This is a genomic window from bacterium (assembly GCA_023150945.1).
Taxonomy (GTDB): domain Bacteria; phylum Zhuqueibacterota; class Zhuqueibacteria; order Zhuqueibacterales; family Zhuqueibacteraceae; genus Coneutiohabitans.
The window spans coordinates 45,758-64,782 of the sequence record JAKLJX010000014.1 but is presented as its reverse complement, the minus strand read 5'-3'; the positions used below and the strand labels follow the sequence as shown (position 1 = coordinate 64,782).

The 19,025-nt window shown below is 60.3% G+C and carries 14 protein-coding genes; 7 read left to right on the top strand and 7 right to left on the bottom strand.

Annotated elements, in window-relative coordinates:
* The first annotated feature begins 49 nt into the window (after positions 1-49).
* The 4 genes from pyrH to L6R21_17860 all read left to right on the top strand — a co-directional run bounded on the left by pyrH (position 50) and on the right by L6R21_17860 (position 4,823).
* Positions 50-838, top strand: a complete 789-nt coding sequence (gene pyrH, locus L6R21_17875) for a UMP kinase (GenBank protein MCK6561069.1) — start codon at positions 50-52, stop codon at positions 836-838.
* A gap of 45 nt (positions 839-883) precedes the next feature.
* Complete coding sequence (gene frr, locus L6R21_17870) at positions 884-1,441, top strand: ribosome recycling factor (protein MCK6561068.1); 558 nt, start codon at positions 884-886, stop codon at positions 1,439-1,441.
* Positions 1,442-2,010: 569 nt separating this feature from the next.
* Positions 2,011-4,356 (top strand): cohesin domain-containing protein, encoded by a 2,346-nt coding sequence (locus tag L6R21_17865; protein MCK6561067.1) that lies wholly within the window; start codon positions 2,011-2,013, stop codon positions 4,354-4,356.
* A 260-nt stretch (positions 4,357-4,616) separates the two neighbouring features.
* Positions 4,617-4,823: a LuxR C-terminal-related transcriptional regulator gene (locus L6R21_17860; protein ID MCK6561066.1), complete on the top strand. Its 207-nt coding sequence runs from the start codon at positions 4,617-4,619 to the stop codon at positions 4,821-4,823.
* A 124-nt stretch (positions 4,824-4,947) separates the two neighbouring features.
* On the opposite strand, the gene L6R21_17855 is transcribed toward L6R21_17860, so the two are convergent.
* The 4 genes from L6R21_17855 to L6R21_17840 form a co-directional block, all read right to left on the bottom strand.
* A complete protein-coding gene (locus L6R21_17855) occupies positions 4,948-5,385 on the bottom strand; it encodes a DUF6174 domain-containing protein (protein MCK6561065.1) in 438 nt (145 codons plus the stop codon).
* A 30-nt stretch (positions 5,386-5,415) separates the two neighbouring features.
* On the bottom strand, positions 5,416-6,303 hold the full coding sequence (locus L6R21_17850) for a BsuPI-related putative proteinase inhibitor (GenBank protein ID MCK6561064.1): 888 nt from the start codon (positions 6,301-6,303) through the stop codon (positions 5,416-5,418).
* Positions 6,304-6,523: 220 nt separating this feature from the next.
* Positions 6,524-7,540, bottom strand: coding sequence for a hypothetical protein (locus L6R21_17845; GenBank protein MCK6561063.1), 1,017 nt, complete (start codon positions 7,538-7,540; stop codon positions 6,524-6,526).
* 193 nt (positions 7,541-7,733) lie between these two features.
* Positions 7,734-9,005: a hypothetical protein gene (locus L6R21_17840; protein MCK6561062.1), complete on the bottom strand. Its 1,272-nt coding sequence runs from the start codon at positions 9,003-9,005 to the stop codon at positions 7,734-7,736.
* Here L6R21_17840 and ftsZ point away from each other — a divergent pair.
* Positions 8,961-11,042: a cell division protein FtsZ gene (gene ftsZ / locus L6R21_17835; protein MCK6561061.1), complete on the top strand. Its 2,082-nt coding sequence runs from the start codon at positions 8,961-8,963 to the stop codon at positions 11,040-11,042. The genes L6R21_17840 and ftsZ overlap by 45 nt on opposite strands.
* A 223-nt stretch (positions 11,043-11,265) precedes the next feature.
* Here the strand turns inward: ftsZ and L6R21_17830 are convergent, their stop codons facing one another.
* The 3 genes from L6R21_17830 to L6R21_17820 all read right to left on the bottom strand — a co-directional run bounded on the left by L6R21_17830 (position 11,266) and on the right by L6R21_17820 (position 15,577).
* Positions 11,266-13,725, bottom strand: coding sequence for an RNA-binding transcriptional accessory protein (locus L6R21_17830; protein ID MCK6561060.1), 2,460 nt, complete (start codon positions 13,723-13,725; stop codon positions 11,266-11,268).
* Between the two features lie 517 nt (positions 13,726-14,242).
* Positions 14,243-15,397, bottom strand: a complete 1,155-nt coding sequence (locus L6R21_17825; protein MCK6561059.1) for a hypothetical protein — start codon at positions 15,395-15,397, stop codon at positions 14,243-14,245.
* 33 nt (positions 15,398-15,430) lie between these two features.
* On the bottom strand, positions 15,431-15,577 hold the full coding sequence (locus L6R21_17820; GenBank protein ID MCK6561058.1) for a hypothetical protein: 147 nt from the start codon (positions 15,575-15,577) through the stop codon (positions 15,431-15,433).
* A gap of 383 nt (positions 15,578-15,960) precedes the next feature.
* Between L6R21_17820 and L6R21_17815 the strand changes: the two genes are divergently transcribed.
* Positions 15,961-17,064, top strand: a complete 1,104-nt coding sequence (locus tag L6R21_17815) for a HEAT repeat domain-containing protein (GenBank protein ID MCK6561057.1) — start codon at positions 15,961-15,963, stop codon at positions 17,062-17,064.
* Between the two features lie 79 nt (positions 17,065-17,143).
* A complete protein-coding gene (locus tag L6R21_17810) occupies positions 17,144-19,021 on the top strand; it encodes a T9SS type A sorting domain-containing protein (protein ID MCK6561056.1) in 1,878 nt (625 codons plus the stop codon).
* Positions 19,022-19,025: the final 4 nt, after the last annotated feature.

Sequence of the window (19,025 nt, the reverse complement as noted above, 5' to 3'; positions counted from 1 at the left end):
CGTCTCGCCGACGTTGCCTGGCCGCGTTCACCGCAAGAGAAACTGAACCATGAAATCCGAAGAAGCTGTGCGACCGGCCGCCCGTGCGCCGATCGCGACAGAGCGACCGGCCTTCAAACGCGTGCTGTTGAAACTCAGCGGCGAAGCGCTGATGGGCAGCCAGGGGCATGGCATCGATTCACAGGTGATCGAATCCATCGCGCTGGAGATCAAGGCGGTGCAAGCGCTCGGCGTTGAAATCGCGATCGTGGTGGGCGGCGGCAACATTTTTCGCGGCCTCTCCACCCGCGCGCGCGGCATGGATCGTGTGCAGGCCGACAATATGGGCATGCTCGCCACCGTGATCAACGGCCTGGCGCTGCAGGATTGCCTGGAGCGCGTCGGCGTTTTCACTCGCGTGCAGACCGCCATCCGCATGGAGCAAATTGCCGAGCCTTTCATCCGCCGGCGGGCCATCCGCCATCTCGAAAAAGGCCGGGTGGTCATCTTCGCCGCCGGCACCGGCAATCCCTATTTCACCACCGACACCGCCGCCTCGCTGCGCGCGATCGAGATTCAAGCCGATGCCATACTCAAAGGCACAAAGGTCGACGGCGTTTACGACTCAGATCCGCTCGTCAATCGGCAGGCGAGAAAATTCGATCAGCTCAGTTATATCGAAATCGTCAAGCGCGGCTTGAAGGTGATGGACATCACGGCGGTGACACTGTGCATGGACAACCGCGTGCCCATTGTAGTGTTCAACCTGACCCAGCCGGGAAATTTCAAACGCGTGATTCTGGGGGAGCGCATCGGCACCACGGTTTCCCCAGACGCCATTTCGCAAACCAGTGCATAGCAAGTTTTCTGAACCTTTATTGGCAAGGAAGGATCGGTGACGGTTATGGCACATAAAATCACCAAAGACGCAGAAACACGGATGGACAAAGCCGTGGAAAGCACGCGCAGCGAGTTGAGCAAAATCCGCTCGGGCAAAGCCTCGCCCGCCCTGCTCGACAGCGTCCGGGTTTCGTACTACGGTTCGGCAGTCCCGCTCAGCAAGGTCGCCAATATCAACACGCCGGAGCCGCGGTTGATCACGATTCAGCCCTGGGAGAAAAGCCTGATCGGTGAAATCGAAAAAGCGATTCAGAAGTCCGATTTGGGGCTGAATCCGCAGAATGACGGCAATGTCATCCGCGTCCCCATTCCCCCGCTCAACGAAGAACGCCGGCAGGATTTGATCCGGCTGTGCCGAAAGCTCGCCGAGGAAGGCCGGGTGGCCGTGCGCAACGTGCGCCGCGACGCCATCGAACATCTCAAAAAGGAGAAAAAGGACGGCACCATCTCGGAGGACGAGGAGAAGAAACTGGAGAAAGAGGCGCAACGCCTGACCGATGCGCATGCCGCCAAGATCGATGAAATTCTCAAAAAGAAAGAAGCGGAAATCATGGAAGTCTAGCGGTCTGTTACCCTGAAATGTGTTGCGACCACCAATGTCATCCTGCAAGGAGCCGGTGAAGTTGTGCGCACGGTGCCAGATACTTCACCAGATTCCTTCTGAATGACCCGTGGAAGCATAAATACAAATCAAGGCAACAAAGCACTAGGCGATTTCCGATTCACCATATGTTGCCACCAGTTCCGGCAGGAAAGCCTGTTCCCCACCACGAACAGGCTTTTGCATTTCAGGGCAGGCGCGCAGGCCAGCGCTCCCACGCCGTGCCGGAAGCGAAAAACAGCCTGCGCTTTTGGGCCTGGCATTTGCACCATTCAGACCGCCAGGCTGATTTTTTGGGAATTACAGCCGCGCTGCTAGTTTCAGCGCGAGACAGATTTTCAGCCTGAAACATTTTTGTGACTGGCTGTTGAGCCATTAGGAAGTTCAATCCTGCCAGGACTGGCCAGGGCGACAAAAGTCCAACTGTAAGGGAGGAGCCGATGCAACCGTCTCTTTTACGCCCTCATTCTGCCCTCGCGGTTCCGAGTTTCCGCATCTTCCTCGCACTGACTGTCATTGTGCTCTCTGCCTTGACTGCCTTCGCGCGTGCACCGCAAGCGGATGACGCCGCCGGTATTGGTCCCGCGCAAACTCTGGCCGGCTGTGATCCGCGCGCCTGTCCGGAGGAGGCTGTCTTTCCCGTGCCGCAAGGCGGCCAGCGCGGCGCGCCGATCATCGCCAAACGCGGCGAAACCGTGTGTGTCGATATTCGCCTGGAACAGAACCCGCTGATGGTGAATGCTTATGGCTATACTGTACAATTCGATCCCACCCGCCTGACTCTGCAGAGCACCCAGCGCGGACCGCTGGTGCAACACTTCATGGCTTCCGATTGCAACCAGACGCAGCCCGGCATGTTGTCGTGTTCCGGATTCAGCGGCCTCGGCATTCCCGCCAACAGCTCGGGCGTGCTGGTTACGCTGTGTTTTGTGGCGATTGGACCATCCCCGGCAGCAGCGGACACCTCGATCATCACGGTGAGCAATCTCGCGGACGATCTGGAAGGCATGGCAGGCTGCTGCAATTATCTGATTACCAGGAATCCACAACCCGGCGCGTGTGACGGCCCGGCGATTGGGATCGCCGCGCCCGGTGCAGCGTTCAATGCGCCCATTCGCACCAAGCCGGATGATCTGGTGGAAGTCGAAGTTCGGCTGCGCGGTTTCACCCAGCCGGTTGATGCTTTTGGTTTCAATATCAACTACCCGGCGGCACGACTCACTTTCGTGCGCGCCGTGCGCGGCGAGTTGCTCACCGGCTTCTTTGCCGCGCAATGCCAGCCGATCGGCGAGGGCCTGCTGGCGTGCAGCGGCAGCAACAACGTCGCGATTCCCGCACAACGCGACGGTGTGCTGTTCCGCCTCTACTTCACGGCGGCATGCGCGATCGGTGACACCAGCCATCTCACCATCACTGCACTCGCCCACGACGCCGCCGGCGCGAGCGGCTGCCGCAACAGCGTGATTTGCACCGGCTGTGATCTGCTGGATTGCAGCGGTCCCGCGCTTTACCTTGCGCCCAGCGGTGGCGCGGCCGGTGGGCTTCTGACTGAGCAACGCGGAGACACGCTCCTGCTCGATGTTCGCGTCAAGCAAAATCCAAAATCGATTGCCGCCTTCGGCCATCGCCTGCAGTATGATCCTGCGCATCTCAAGTTCGTGGACGCCGGACCCGGCAATCTGTCTTCCTCATTTGTGGCGGCGACTGCGCGCCAGTTACAGCCCGGCACGCTGATCTGCGCCGGCTTCGGCACCACAGCGATTCCGGCCAACAGCGACGGTGCGCTGCTCAAGCTGCGTTTCGCTGTCACCGCCAGCGCCGGCGATTCCAGTGCCCTCAAGCTCACGGATCTGACCGACGATCTTGCCGGCCTCAATGTTTGTTGCAGCTATTTTCTCGGTGCGCCCTGCGAGCATGACGGTGACGTGAACAGCAACAAACGCCTCACCGCCGGCGATGCCTTCTGCGCCTTTGAAACCTACTTGAACGGCGGGATTCTGCCGGCCAGTTGTGATCTGCCGGAGTTTCAATGTGAATTGATTGCGGCGGATGTGAATTGCGACAACACCATCACCGCCCGCGACGCGCTCGCCATCTTTACGCGCGGCCTGCAGGCATTGCCGCCCGCCGAATGTTTTGCGCGCGGCGCTCTCGGCAAAGCTGCCGGCATCGCGCACCTGCGCCTGACCCAAGGCCCGGGCGGTGAAGGGCAACTGCGGCTGCGCCTCGAGCTGGCCGCGGCGCAACCTTTCGAAGCATTTGGATTGCTGCTGCAGTATCCGGTGCGCGATCTGCAGTTTGTGAGCGTGGAGCGTACCACTGCCACTGCCGATTGGGTCGGACTCGACGGCAGCCAGTATTTGCCGGGAATGATCGTGATCGGCGGTTTTCACGTCGAGCCGCTGGCCTCGGCCGCACCGGTCGCCATTCTCGACGTGCTGTTTCGCACCCACGGCGCTGCAATCGACAACAACACCTTTGCCGTTTCGCATCTCACTGACGATTTGCAGAGCGCGCAAGTCAGCTTTGATCTCGGCGAAAGTGAAACCGCCGCGGCGCCGCGCCAATTCCGGCTTTATCAAAACTTTCCCAATCCCGTTCCGCGACAGAGCCTGGCGCAAGGCACGGTCATTCGCTATGATTTGCCCGGCCGCCTGGCTTCCGGGAGCGAACCCGCGCCGGTGGAAGTGACGATTTTCAATCTGCAGGGCCAGGTCGTGCGCCGCTTGTTTGCCGGAACGCAACCTCCGGGTGTGTACCGCCTGGTTTGGGATGGCAGAAGTGATGCCGGCGCGTATGTGCCCACCGGAACCTATCAGTATCGCGTGAAGGCCGGAGAATTCACTGCAAGCAAGCGGCTGGTTGTGGTCAAGTAACGTTGTCGGCGTTGCGGGAATCTTTCCGCGCGCGCGGGCGCCTCGAGTGAACTGCGTCTCCAGCAAGAATGCCACGTTTTCCAAACCGCGGAACACGTGGCATTTTGCTTGGTGCATGAGGTTGGTTCAACAACCGGCTGCTGCGGCCATCTTCCGCCGGGAATGCCGCCGGCAGCCGGTGTTCTTCCAATGGGGAAAAGATCGCTTAGAAAGGGGAGTGAGGAGCGTTAGCCACGGATCGACACGGATGAAGCCAAGACATGAAATCCGTGAGAATCCGTGTTCATCCGTGGCCCAGTCATTCGGTTATTGTGGGGCCGTTTGCTGTGCTGGTCGCAATTCTCGAGGGCCGGGAGCTGGAGGTATTGCGGTTGCTTGCTCGGGGAGATAACTCCAAAACCATCGCCCTTCACCCCAAAATCTTCGCCAAAACCGTGGACACGCACCGCCGCAACCTCATGCGGTAGATTCAAGCTTTTCAGCGTGGCAGAGTTGTCGAGTCTAGCATTTCTCTGCAGAGACGATTACGACCGCAAAGGTATCTTAGCGCAAGCTTCCAGCTTGCCTTCGTTTGCAGGCTGGAAGCCTGCATCATGGCTCTGCTTGTGCATGCTCGAGGCTGAGCGAGAGCTCATCGTCTGTGTTGCGGCAGTTGGGATTAAGCGTGATCTTCGTGGGATGGCCGTAGCGCGGATGATATTCGACCGCGAGATAGTCCGGCTTCTGCTTGCGCAGTTCCTCCAGCCACTCGAAGATCTGGTCGATGCTTCGAATGTCGCCGGTCAAGGGCAGCCGCTCGCCGTTCAGCCCGAGCACTTCCGTCACCTGTTTGCCTGGGACCATGATCCTGCACCATTGTGAGCCCCAGGCACTTTGGCGTTGTTGCTCGAAGCTGTAGTTCTGCCACTGCAGCGCCTGCCAACGCGCACGTGCGCCGGACGGGCTGCCGCCTTCCAGCAAGAGCGCGTCGGCGTGTTCACACGCCAGCGGCAGCAGAATGATGGCGGCCAAGGCAGCGATCCTTTTCATAATCAGCCTTCCCAACAAGGTCCTTGCCGATCAGCGTTTCGTGATTCTCAGTTCGTGCAGCGCAGTGCTGCCGCCGGGCGAGGCGGTCAGGCGCGCGCCCACGTAGTACGTTCCCTCCAACAGCTCACCGGAATTGGCTTTGCCCTCCCATACGACACTGTACTGCAGCCTCTCGCCGGGGGCCAGCGCAATCTCTTCCACGATGGCGATGAAGGCTTTGTCCGCAGCCCAGCGCCACACCGGCTCTGCGCCGTGCAGGCCTGACGGCGGCACAGGACTGAGCACTGCCGCCGGATAGGCGAAGAAGTCGAATTTCTGGCCGCCGGTATGGAGCCGCAAAGTGTTGCGCGTTTGATTGGCGGCGAGCAGCGTGAGCGTAACGCTTTCGCCGTGCTGCAATTCGGCGCGATCCAGCGTCAGCTCGAGCGTCAGCGATTTATCGGTGAGTTCCCGAATCAATTCCGACAGCCGGGCGATGATCGCCTGCAAGCCGGCCGGCGCCTCCAGGTTGTCGGTGACGACGCGCTTGCGGCTGCCGGCATAGTTGAACTGAACCTCGTAAGCAAACGCGTCGGCGGTATTCTCCAGCATGTAGCGATCGTCGAGATGCAGAAAATCTGAATGCAGAAAGAGGGCGACCAGCTCGCCGTATTGCTCCGGACTGAGGCTGGCAACGATTTCGCCTCGGCCGCTTTGAACATCGACAAAGCGCGTGTAGCCGTTGGCGTAAATGGTGAGATTTTGCTGAACGCCGGCGAGGCCGCCGGCGACATCCAGCGCAATGGTCACTTCGCCATTGGCCTTCAGCATCGGATCCGCATTCCGATTTTCACTCGCCTCGAACAAGTTGGCGCGGCCGCAGCCCAACAGTGCCAGCGTCGCGGCCATCAGCACGAAGTGAGTTGTGCGGTGATTCATGGCAAGCTTGCCTTTCTGTGTTGTTTGATCCAGTTTGATAGGAGCAGCGTCTCCCATCGGCTGCTCTTGCGCAAGTGGCTGACTGCAAGCGCGATGCCATTCGCAAACCGGTGCTTGTGACCTGAGAATCAATGAATTAGGGTGAATCGATGAAATGTTTGGCGGAGAGCTTGGCTGGGAACTTTCAGAAAGCTGAGGCCATCGGCAGAATTTTGAAGCTTCAGAAACGTAGTTCAAAACCAGCAAAGAGAACGGTCTTGCGATAGAACACACCACGCACCGGCGATTCGTTATCGTGATGGGCGATGCGGGTGAGCAGCACAAGCTCATCGGAGAGGTCACGCGAGAGGTCGAGAATGAGGTTGTTGCTTTGTTCGCGCTCGGCATCGAATTCCGGTGGCACGATGGGAGGGGTGGGGTCGCCGTAGCTTTTTCTTTGCATGAGCGCGGAGGCGCGCAGCAGCCAACGCTTGGCCGGACTCCAGGCGGCGAGCAATTGCAGGCGCAGGCGATCGTAATCGTAACCCAGGCTATTGGAGCGATTGAACTGGGCCTCCAGGCTGGCGCGCAACAACCATCTGCGGCTGACGGTGAAAATGAGGCGTACCGCCTTGAAGTCATCGTTTTGCGGATCGCGGCTGCGCCGCACACCGGCTGGGCCAAAGTCGAGGTAAGCCCGGCGCAAATAGTCCAGCGTTCGCGCATGCGCCGAGAGTTCAATTGTTGTTCGCTGGCTCAGCCGCTGCCGCAGAAGGAGAAACGCGCCCAGGAAGGTGTAGTCAAACAGTGAATCCGAAGCAGCGTAGTCGAGCTGGCCGTTCTCCGCACCGGCTTCCAGCGCCAGGCGGTCGCTGAGTCCGAACGCGGCGCTGATCGTGCCGGCGGCAGTGGCATAATCGGAGGCGGCGTTGAGATAGTTTTTGTGCATGATTTCACCCCGGGCGTTGAGGCGCAGCCAATCTGCCGCCCGCACGGTGACGCCGGCCTTGAGATCATTCACCAGCTTGTGCTCGTCATTGTGATCGTGATAGAGCAACAGCGCGCCGGAATGATCGAGCAACAGTCTGAAGTTTTCGCTCACGCGTTCGGCCTTGCCATGCAACAGCATGCGGCCCACCGGCGCTGAAATTGCCGTGGTGCTCGCTTCATAGATGTTGCTGTCATGTTCGAAGCCGGCCTGCAGACGATAGTCAAGCTGCCAGGGCTTTTGGGCGAGGGCAGGAAGGGGCAGGATCAAACAACTGGCAAGGGGCAAAAGACAACGGCGCAAGAGTGAGATGGGGAGAAACGTTCGCAATGGCTGGTTCCAACCGCTGGGTGCTCGCTTTTGGGGAATCACTCGTTGTGCTTGGGCTTGAGATGATAAACGCGAAAAGCCGCGGCCCGGCCGCGGCTGATCTGCACAAAACGACTCTGGCCCGCAGCCAGCTTCAGCGGGCGCGCGCACGGCTGAGTTTTTCCAGTTCGTCGGCGCGTTTCTTTAGACTGTCGGCCTGCAACTCACGCTGCTCCAACAGGCGCTGCAGGCGTTCCTGCCATCGCCGCAAATCCTGGCCGGATAGCTCGGCGGTGTTCGCCGGCAGGCTGAAGGCTGCGACCGTGCCGGTCGGCAGCGACGGGGGCAGGATGTCCGAGGTTCTGGTTTCCGTTTCGAAATCAACCGGCCCGCTTCCTTCCTGGGTGAAGCCGGAGGTGCTGCGACCGCTGCTGCGCAGGCCTTCATTCAAGGGTTCGAGCAGGGCGAGGTCGGCAGCGAATTCATTCACGCGTTGGCGCATTTGGTCTTCAGCGCGAATCTCGCTGAGCTTCTGTCCCAGGCGCTTGACGTCCCGCTCCAGCCGGTCGGCCTGATCGCGGAGAAAATCGGCCTTGCGCTTGAGCGTGATCTCGTCATCACCCGGCTCGGCGCGGACTTCATAGATGACAATGGCCGGTGGCGGTTCTGCCAGAATTTGTTGACAGAAGGCTTGCCATTGCCGGCAGGTTTGAATCTCTCGGGCAACGTTTTCACGCCGGCTGCGGTTCCCCGACTTCTTTGCTTCCTTGCCGCTCTCTACCAGGCGCGACAATTCATCGTTCAGATTTCTGAGCAATAATTCAGCTTTTTGCCGCAGCAAGCGATCGACGCCCTGCTCACGCCGCTGCAGAGCCTGCAGCGAGTCTGCAACGGTTTGCGAGCGTGTCAGTGCTGATTCTAGGGTGCGGGCTTCGAACGGCGAGAGTTGGCGCTGCTTGATCTTGCTGATGGAGCGTGCCAAGCTGTCGGCTTGGCGGGACATAACTTTTTGCTTTGCCTGCACTTCAAGCAGCCGCTGCAAGAGTGAATCTATCTCCACTTTCTGGCCGCGTAAGCTTTCGCTTTGCGCGAACAGGGCGCCGGCAGTTATCGCCACAGCCAGAAGGAGGGCGCGAGTGAGTTTGAGTTTGCTCATGGTTGATCTCAAGATAAGACGGCAGTCCGTTCCTGGTGTTGTTCCCAATGCAAGCTTTATTCCACCTTGCTCCAGAGCCGGCTGCTGGCGTCCGCAACCACTTGCAAGGTAGGTATATGCACCTATTAAAGCAAGGGTTCGATCCCGTTGTGCGAGAGGCTTATCAGTCTGATCGAGGGATACGTGAAACTTCAAGTGGCTGACAAAAACATCACGGCGATGCCAGTGGACAAAGACCAAGAGCTCGAGGCCCTCCTGCAATCTCACCAAACCCGCATCCGCGTGGTCGGCTGTGGTGGTGGCGGCAACAACACGGTGACGCGTCTGCTGGAGGTGGGGGTGCAAGGCGTGGAAACACTTGCGATCAACACCGACGCACAGGATCTGTTGAGTGCAAAGGCGCACGACAAGATTTTGATCGGCCGCGTGTTGACGAAGGGGCTGGGCGGCGGCAGTAATCCGCAGATCGGAGAAGAATCCGCGCGCGAAAGCAAGAAGGAAATCGAAGAGGCGCTGCAAGGCGCGGACATGGTTTTCGTGACCTGCGGTTTGGGCGGCGGCACCGGCACCGGATCCGCGCCCATCGTCGCGGAAACCGCCAAACGCCTCGGCGCCCTGACCATCGCCGTGGTGACGCTGCCTTTTTGGGAAGAAGGCGTCATGCGCTGGGAAAACGCCCGCCTCGGCCTGGAAAAATTGCGCGCGAATGCAGACACGATCATCATCATTCAGAACGACAAGCTCTATGACATCGTGCCGGATCTTCCCATCGGCCAGGCTTTCAAAGTGGCTGACGAGATTCTGGTCAACGCCGTCAAGGGCATCATCGAACTGGTCACGATGAAGGGCATGGTCAATCTGGATTTTGCCGACATCCGGGCGATCATGCAAAACGGCGGCGCGGCCATGATCGGTTTGGGCGAAAGCGACGGTCCGGAGCGCGCGCAGCGTGCCATCGAAAGCGCGCTGCAAAACCCGCTGCTGGACATCGACATTGCCGGCGCGCGCAACGCCTTGATCAATATCACCGGCGGCGCGGAGATGTCGCTCAAAGACACGCGCACGATCATGAAGATCGTCGCCGAGAAACTCGATCCCTCTGCCAAGATCATTTGGGGCGCGCGCATCGATCCGGAAATGGGCAACACCATCCGTGCGTTGGTGATCGTTACCAATTTTCAAGAAGGCAGGAATGTGCATCTCGGCGCCGATCGGCGGCTGCGTTTGACGAAAGATGCGGCGGCCGCTGCCCATGCGCACCCGCGCCCCGTTGCCGAGCAGCCGGCCCGCGCCGAAGTGCCAGCCGCTCCCGCCTTGCCGCCGGCAAGCCCGGCCACACCGCTGGTCGAAACACCGGCGCCGTCACCATCACGTCCGGCAAAAAAAACTGCCACGCGCGTGGAGAAAATACCGGCGCCGCGCGAGACTGCCAAGCCGGTGGCAGCACCGGCCCTGTTCATGCCGCCGGTTGTTGCAGAAGCGCCCGCGCCGGAGCAAGTCCCACCACCGCCGCCTGCGCCGCCGTCCGAGCTGTTGCCCCAGCAGGAAGCGCCCGAACCTGCGGCACCGGCTTCGCCTTTGCCCGTGCCGCCAATCGCGGCAGCCCAGGAGTTGGAAACGCAACCGGAATTCGTTCCACCCTCATTGCCGGTGCAGTTTGCACAACCCGCGACCAAGCCGGCAGCCGTGGCTGCGCCCGCCGCTGAATCCGCCAGACGGCCGGGTGCAACTCCCTCAAAGCTGAAAGCCTTCAAGGAAAAGAATCATGCCCATTTGCAGGCGCTGCAGGAAGCCGTCGTGTTTTTGATGGCGAGTGCCAGCGACGAAGAGACCTGGCAGAGCATTCGCATGTCCATGACCTCGATCAATGAAACCGCACAGGCGCTGGATTTTCCCGTGATCGCGGAATATGCCGGCACGCTGGAGGAGATTGCCGAACGGGTGTTGCGCAACCTGTTCAAAGTGACTTCGGAAGTCGTGGCGGTGTTCACCCGGGTGGCGCCGGTGCTGACCGGCATGATGCACGATGATCCGCTTGCGCTGCAGGAGGCCCGGCAGCACCAAGCCAAGCTGCAACGCCTCGCGGACGAATATCGGCACGCCCGCACCGCCGAAAGAAACGCTCCGGCGCCGGCCGGTCTGCTGGCGGAGCGCCCGGTTGGGCTTTCGCCGCAAGACAAGGCGAATACACCGCAGAAGCCGGGCAATTCCGCACCCGGGCTGCAGCTTCCTGGCCGCCGCGCGCAAGCCGATGATGAGGTGATGGCCTATTTCAAAGGCCGCTTTGCCGGGCACAAGAAGAATTAACGTCCGTCTGAAAACAACACCGCCCGGGCGGTTTGCAATGAACGATTCCGGCGATTATTGAACTTGCACACGCGATAGAGTCAACCGCCCCGGCGGTTTTCCCCTTTTCTGGACGGGCACGAATCAGCATCACCCAGCAAAAATGCCCCTGATCTTGCATCCAAGACCAGGGGCATTTTGTTTGCGCGTGAGGCGCAAGCGCCGGCGGGCCGCGGCCGGCGGCTCACGAGCGATTCGAATACTTGTTCACGAGTTGCTGCAAGGACGCAGCAAAGTTCTCCGCATCACGGGTGTTGGCTTTGCGCTCCTTGGGCGGACGCGCCTTCTGTTCCGGCCGTTGCCCCTTGTTATCCGCTTTCTGTTCCTTGCCTTCGCTTTGCGCCGGTTTCTCCGGCCGGCCATGCCGGCGCTCGCGATGGTGTTTGCCGCCGCCGCGTTCGTGCGGCTTGTGTTCGCCGCCGGGTTTCGCCTGCGGCTTCGCACGCTCCGGCGGCCGCCGGTCACCGTCCAGCAGCATGCTCAGGCCGATGCGGCCCTTGTCGAGATCAACACGCAGCACACGCACGTCGATGACATCGCCCACCGCCACGACTTCGAGCGGGCTTTTGATGTACTTGTGCGACATCGCGGAGAGATGCACCAGGCCGTCCTGCTTCACGCCGATGTCAACAAACGCGCCGAAGTCCACCACGTTGCGCACCGTGCCTTTGAGAATCATGCCCTCCTTGAGATCTTCCATTTTCAGAACATCCTGGCGGAAGATGGGTTTGGGCGCTTCCTCGCGCGGATCACGATCGGGTTTTTCCATCGCGGCGATGATGTCTTCCAGCGTCGGCAGGCCGATCTGGCATTCCGCTGCGATCTCGGTAAGCGGCCGGTGCAGCGCTTTGATCATTTCATTGAAGCGCTGGCGCTGCGTGCGCACCATCTCGGGCGTGAGCTCCAGAATCGTCAGAAATCGTTCCGCCGCTTCATACGATTCGGGATGGACCGCGGTCGAGTCGAAAAACGTATCGGCATTGGGAATGCGCAAAAAGCCGGCGCACTGCGTGAAAGCCTTGGGGCCGATGCCCTTGACTTCGAGCAGTTGTTGGCGCGAGGTGAAATGCCCTTTCTCGTTGCGAAAGGCGACGAGATTATCCGCGACGCTGCGCGTGATACCGGCGACGTAATGCAGCAGCGCCGCCGAGGCCGTGTTCAAATCCACGCCCACGGCATTCACACATGACTCCACCACCCGATCGAGCGACTCCGCCAGCCGGGTTTGGTTGACATCGTGCTGATACAAGCCCACGCCGATGGATTTGGGATCGATCTTGACCAGCTCGGACAGCGGATCGAGCAGCCGCCGCGCGATGGAAACGTTGCCGCGCTGCGCCGCCTCGAGATCGGGCAGTTCCTGCCGCGCCAGCTCGGAGGCGGAATAAACCGAGGCGCCCGCTTCGCTCACGATGGTGTAGCGCAGGTCCAGCGGATTTTCGCCGCTGGCCGCATCTTTGATCAGCTCCGCCACCAGTTGCTCGGTCTCGCGGCTGGCGGTGCCGTTGCCGATGGCGATGATGCTGACCTGATGCTGGCGCGCCAGCTCGAGCAATTGCTGTTTGGAATAATCCCAGCGCTTTTGCGGCTCGTGCGGATAGATCGTCTCGCCAGCCAGATACTTGCCGGTTCTGTCGATCACGGCAACCTTGCAGCCGGTGCGATAGCCCGGGTCGATGCCCATGATGATGTGGCCGTGGGTGGGCGGCTGCATCAGCAAGTTGCGCAGGTTCGCTGCAAAGATGTTGATGGCGTGTTCGTCCGCGACTTCGGAAAGGCGGTTGCGCAGCTCGCGCTCGATGGCCGGAGCCACCAGCCGTTCATAGGAGTCCTTGATCGCGGCGCGATTGTAATCCGTGAAGATGCAGGCCGGATTGGTGAGGAAACGCTTTTCCAAATCCGCCAGAATTTCCGGCACCGGTGCCTCGATCGCCACTTTCAAGAAGCCTTCGCGTTCGCCGCGATTGATGGCGAGCGTGCGGTGCGGCACGACTTTCTTCAGTGGATCGCGATAGTCCTTGTACATCTCATACACATCGAGATTTTCCGGATCGCGCGCTTCGGCGTGCAGGCTGGCGTGATCCCAGGTCAGCTCGCGGGTGAGCTTGCGCACGTCGGCATCGTCGCTCACCCATTCCGCGATGATGTCGCAGGCGCCCGCCAGCGCCTCTTTGACGCTGTTGACGCCCTTGTCCTCGCTGACGAACGCCAGCGCGACTTGCTCGGGGTCGCCGGCCGTGTCCTGCTGCTCCCACATGCGTTGCGCCAGCGGTTCGAGGCCTTTTTCCCTGGCCACGGTGGCGCGGGTGCGTTTCTTGGGCTTGTAGGGCAGATAAAGATCTTCGACCTCCTGCAGCTTCATGGCGGCCGAGATTTTTGCAGCCAGCTCGTCGGTGAGTTTGCCCTGTTCCGTGATCGATTTGAGCACGGTCTGCTTGCGTTCTGCCAACAGGCGCAGGTAGCGCATGCGATCCTGGATCGCGATGATCTTGATCTCGTCCAGCCCCCCGGTCACTTCCTTGCGGTAGCGGGCGATGAAGGGAACGGTGTTTTCATCGTCGAGCAAAGCCACGGTGGCTTGCACTTGTTCCGCGCGGATGTTCTCTTCTTCGGCGATGATGCGAAAAAAGTCCTGCTCAGTCACGGCCAAACCTCGAAAATGTTACGGTACGGGTTGCGGGGTGCACGCGCTTCGCCGCCCGCGTCGCGAGGCCGCCATCGCCTCGCCGCAGCGGAAGCCCGGCACCGGCAGGGCAACAGGAAGTACGCTGCCGCCGGCATGCAAAACAATGAAGGTGGAATTTAGTAGCGTTGGGGAAAAATACAAGAGGCAACATGATGGGCAACGCATTGCGGCAAGAAATTCAAATCTGCCAATTCGTGTCTGTTCAAACAATCTTCAGCCGCGGCCGATCCGCGGCTTCAAAATGCTTCTTCTGGATCCAACCTCCAGTATCCCATGGCCCAGTCGTGAGCGAGCTGACGCGAGTCCCTTTGAAAATGTTCAGCCGCGGCTCTGCCGAGGCTTTGACATTTTCAAAAAAAGCAGGCGCACCGCGTGCTGTGCCTGTCCGGCGCCCGGCTGTGCGCAAAAGCGGCCGGCGGGTCCGGCACGGACTTCTCTCACGCAAGCAGGGCGCCGCCAGAAACGCGCGATCGTCTCAATGAACTCGCTGAACGTACTCGGCGAACACAAAGCGGGGAGACCACTCTGCCGTGTGGCAGCGCACACAAGTCGCCGGTGTGGTCGTGGCGAAATTGACCACGCGGCCCTGGGTGCGCACGTGAAAACCGCCGCGGCCGTGGCATGACTCGCAGCCGACATCATTCAGATGCGCAGTGGCCGCGGTGGCGGTATAGCCCGATTCTTCCCGATAACCTACAGTATGGCAGCTCAGGCATTGCGCGTTGTGCTGCTCGTTCTTGGCGACGAGCGTTTCAAACGCGTGGGCATGGGCTGATTCTTTCCACTTGCCGAAAATGGCCTTATGGCATTCCTGGCAAGCCTGGCTGCCCACGAAAGGGTTTAGGGAAGCTGCTCCATTTCCGCCCGGCGGTGGCGGGCTGCTGGGGGCGGGTGCTGATTGGGCGGGCCGGCCCGCGGCACGATAGCTTTCCAGCAGCGGCGCGGCTTTCGGTGAATCCGCAATGCGGTCGTTCAAAATGAGCTGCTGAAAACTGGCGGCACTGCGTTCGCCGCTCTTCAGCTTTTCCACCTTGATGAAACCCACTTCGCGGCCGCGATCACCGCCGCTGACCACCAGGGCGTCTCCGAGATTCTCGATCAGCCGGATCGGCTGATGCCGGCCCTGCGTCAACAGCCAGACATCGACCTCGGGATGCTTTCTGCCGATCGCCAACAGTTCTTCTTCCGGGCCGAGAAAAACGACGGCAGTGAAGTCGATCTTTTGAGCCGCCCAAGCCTTGAGCTGCTCGCTGAGAAACGCTTCGACGTCGTATGGCGGGGCGCTGCCGTTGGCTTCGCGGTTGAATCCCGGTGAGACCAGGCTGAGCACGCCGAGTTTGTAACCCGTGCGCGCAATGATCTTTGCCGGCGGCAGCGTCATTTTGGTCTTGCTGGGCACCAGGCTGCTGAACAACAGGTCCTGTGCCTTCGCTTGTTTTGCCGCCTCCGCCAAAGCAGCGGTGAGGTCGTTCTGCCCCAGACAAACGGCATCATATCCGACTTGCTTCAGGAGTTTGAGCTGCTCGCCGGCCTTCCACGCGGAGGGCCCGGTCACGGCTTCCCCGAAGTTGCCGCCGTCGAGCACAATCAAATCCGGATGTTTGGAACGCAAACTGTCCAACAACGTCATGCGCTTGGCCAGACCGCCACGCCTGCTGCCGCTTCACCCACAGGGATCAACGTAGCCGACGGTGCTGCTGGTGTAGGCGAGATACAGCGTCACGATTTCGGTCTCCTGCGCCTCGGCAGCCGGAGCAGCCAGCCATCCCAGGCCGGCCAGCAGGAGACTGAAAGTTGTCAATTTTTTCATAACGACCCTCAAGTTGGTAAACCAGTTGAGTGAATGCGTCTCCCGGTGCCGCGGGAGTGCCGCACTCGCCGCTGCGCGCTTCCTGCCCGGGAATGGCAAGCGGCTGGGGGTTCACAAAACGCAAAACAGTTTACAAATTGTTCAAGCACCGGCGGCAGGGGATTTCTCGCTTGCTTCTTGGCGGCCCTTCATCTATATTCGATCGCTTCACTGAGGATGAGCCGCCAGCAGACGAACGCGAATGCGTGTATCACCGCGCAAACCACTGCTCACGCACTCTCGCGAGTGCTCCGCCGAATCAGAACGCCGGCCGAAAATGCCCGACCTCGCTTCCGACAGGCTAAGTATTGACCATTGCGAACGATTGAAGAAAGCATTTTGACATGGATTTTCTGCGGCGCTATCTCCCTCCGATGATCCTGCTCGTACTGGCGGCTTGCTCGGATGGCCCATACGACGAAGCCAGTCAACTCTATCAGCGCTCACGCCAATCTCAGCCTTCCGTTACCGCGGAATTTGCCGACCCGCTCGGCCGCGCCATCACGCTGCTAGAGGGGTTCCTCTCGCGCAACCCGGATGACCCGCGCGCCACTTTGCTGCTGTGGCGCTGCTATTCCCGCACCGGCAACCCGCGCGCGCCCGCGATGCGCGCCAGCATGCTGGCCATGCCGGAGGCGATGTGCGAAGTTCTGCCCGACGAAATTCGCGCCGAGGCCGATGACTACATGCGCGCGCAAATGGTCGGATTGCTCGGCGAGCTCAATGCCATCATCGATACGGAATTTCTGGTGGAATTGATCGAGCATGATCCCGCCGCCGGCGTGCAGCAGGCCAGCATCCGAGTGCTGGCGCAACTGGCCGACAGTGAAGCGCTGCTGCCGCTGCTCAAAAAGCTGCGAGACGGCGATGACGCCGTGCGCGCGGCAGTGGCGCGCGCCATGGCGGCCTTCCCGCGTGAAGAAGTGGCTGAGGCATTGCTGAGCCGTCTGTCCGACAATCGTGAACTCCCGGAAGTGCGCGGCAACGCCGGCGTATCGCTCGCGGAAATCGGCGGCGTGAACCGCGGCCTGTGGCATCAACTCATGCCGCGGATTGAGCAAATGCTCGCGGATCAATCCAAATCGCTGTCCGCCCGCCTGCTCGCCGGAATGGTATTGGCACGGCGCGGCAACGCCCGCGGCCACGATCTCGCCCTGCAGCATGCCGATATCGAAGACACTTTCACCCGCGGCTTGGCGATCGTGACACTGGGATTGACCGGTGATGAACGCGCCCTGCCTTTTATCATCGAAGCCAGCCGTGACAGCAACTGGAAGCTGCGCCTGCAAGCTGCGGAAGCCCTGGGTCAACTCAAAGACCCCAAAGGCCTGCCGGCACTTTATAAAGCCAAAGATGATGCCAATGAACTCGTGCGCGAAGCAGCGCGCGCTGCCATCGAAACGATCAAGGGAACGGCCAACGCAACACCGGCGCGCAGAACGCGCTAATAATAAGCCTCCCGCAGCCGAGATGCAAACAATTTTCCGCAAATTACCTCCCGCTTTTTACCTTGCCAGGAATGCCGGCATGCGATATTTCCTCCTGTTTAGTCTGCCCGCCCTTTTGCTGTTTGGCAGTGCCGCCGAGTTGGCCGCGCAACAATTCGCCGGGCCGCCACGGCAACTGGTGAGCCTCCACCTGCACGCGCTGCCGCCGGCAAAGCTGCAGCAACTGCTGGGCGCCGGCTATGATTTGGCAGAGGTGGATCCCGCCAGTGGAACGTGCGATCTCATTGTCAGTCCGGCGGAACTGGAGGAAATCGCGCGGCTCGGTATCGCTCACGAAGTCAGAATTGCCAATCTCGAAGCCCACGCCCAGGCGTTGCGCGCGAGCGATTACCTCGACCATTTCTTCGACTATGAACGCACACTCGTCGAATTGCAGATTGCGCAGGCCAGCCACCCGGAGCTGGTGCAATTGATCGACATTGGCGACAGTTGGGAGAAGACCCAAAACGCGGCCGAGCGCGACATTTGGGCGGTGAAAATTTCCGACCATGTCCAGCGCGATGAAGATGAACCGGAAGTGTTGATCATGGGATTGCATCACGCCCGCGAAATCATCACGCCCGCCATCGTGCTCGACTACATGAACCTGCTGCTCGCGGGCTACGGCCAGGATCCCTCTCTCACCTACCTGGTGAACAATCGCCAAATCTGGCTGATCCCGATCGTCAATCCCGACGGCTTGGAATATGTATTCAACAATGATCTTTGGTGGCGCAAGAACCGCCGCCGCAACGACAACGGCAGCTTCGGCATCGATTTGAATCGCAATTATGGATACAATTGGGGTCACGACAATATCGGCTCGAGCCCGAATCCCGGCAGCAGCACGTATCGCGGCACCGCGCCCTTTTCCGAGCCGGAGACCGCGGCCCTGCGCGATTTCGTGCTCACGCGCCGGTTTCGGACTTCGCTCTCCTACCATTCCTATGGCCGGCTCATGATCTATCCCTGGGGCTATGCGGTGGAAAAAACGCCGGATCACAACAGCTTCGTCGCACTTGCTGACAGCAATATCGCATACAATGAATATCTGCCCGGCCTCGGCATCGAGACCGTCGGCTACTTTGTGAATGGCGATTCAGATGACTGGCTCTATGGGGAGCAGACGCTCAAGCCCAAGATCTTCGCCCTGACGCCGGAGGTGGGCACGCAATTCCATCCGGACACGACTGAGATTGATCAGCTCATTCGGGAGAATCGCGGACCCAATCTCTTCATGACGTATGTCGCCGGCGAGGAACCGGTGATCGCGCACCAACCTCTGCCTGACCCCGCAAGCAGCCCGGGCCCCTTCGAGATCATCGCGCGCGTGCTGCCCCCGATCGTGCTCACGCAGCCGGTGGCGCTCGCGGAAAACTCGTTTCAGTTGCATTACAACACCACCGGCGTGCCGCCCTTTGCAAGCGCGGCCCTGACTCCCACCGGCAATGAGAACGAATACCATGCCTTCGTCCCGAATTTGGGCAGTGATCTGACGGTCTATTATTTCATTTCCGCTGCGGATGACAGCGGCCGTGTCGGCCATGCCCCGCGTGCCGCGAGTGAGGGAGAGTATTTTACTTTTCGCGTCGGCCGCGCCACCGGCATCAGTCACGCCGCGCCGGCTCTGCCTGCAGTTTTCGTGCTGGACCAGAATCAACCCAATCCCGTGCAGCAGAAAACTGCAATTGCGTTTGCCCTGCCTGCCGGTTTCACCGGCGGCATGCAACTGGCGATCTATAACGCCCTCGGCCAGCAAGTAAAAGTGCTGGCCAGCGGCTCGCGCTTGCCTGGCCACCACCGTGTGCAGTGGGATGGCCGTGACCAAGCCGGCCGGCTGCTGCCCACGGGCATTTATTTTTACAAACTGCAGGCCGGCGCATTCGTGCAAGTGAAGAAGCTCTTGCTGGTGCGCTAGTACC

Excerpts from the sequence above, each read along its gene's own strand:
- pyrH (MCK6561069.1), top strand. The coding sequence starts at position 50 with ATGAAATCCGAAGAAGCTGTGCGACCGGCCGCCCGTGCGCCGATCGCG.
- frr (MCK6561068.1), top strand. The coding sequence starts at position 884 with ATGGCACATAAAATCACCAAAGACGCAGAAACACGGATGGACAAAGCC.
- L6R21_17860 (MCK6561066.1), top strand. The coding sequence starts at position 4,617 with ATGAAATCCGTGAGAATCCGTGTTCATCCGTGGCCCAGTCATTCGGTT.
- L6R21_17855 (MCK6561065.1), bottom strand. The coding sequence starts at position 5,385 with ATGAAAAGGATCGCTGCCTTGGCCGCCATCATTCTGCTGCCGCTGGCG.
- L6R21_17850 (MCK6561064.1), bottom strand. The coding sequence starts at position 6,303 with ATGAATCACCGCACAACTCACTTCGTGCTGATGGCCGCGACGCTGGCA.
- L6R21_17825 (MCK6561059.1), bottom strand. The coding sequence starts at position 15,397 with ATGACGTTGTTGGACAGTTTGCGTTCCAAACATCCGGATTTGATTGTG.
- L6R21_17820 (MCK6561058.1), bottom strand. The coding sequence starts at position 15,577 with ATGAAAAAATTGACAACTTTCAGTCTCCTGCTGGCCGGCCTGGGATGG.
- L6R21_17815 (MCK6561057.1), top strand. The coding sequence starts at position 15,961 with ATGGATTTTCTGCGGCGCTATCTCCCTCCGATGATCCTGCTCGTACTG.
- L6R21_17810 (MCK6561056.1), top strand. The coding sequence starts at position 17,144 with ATGCGATATTTCCTCCTGTTTAGTCTGCCCGCCCTTTTGCTGTTTGGC.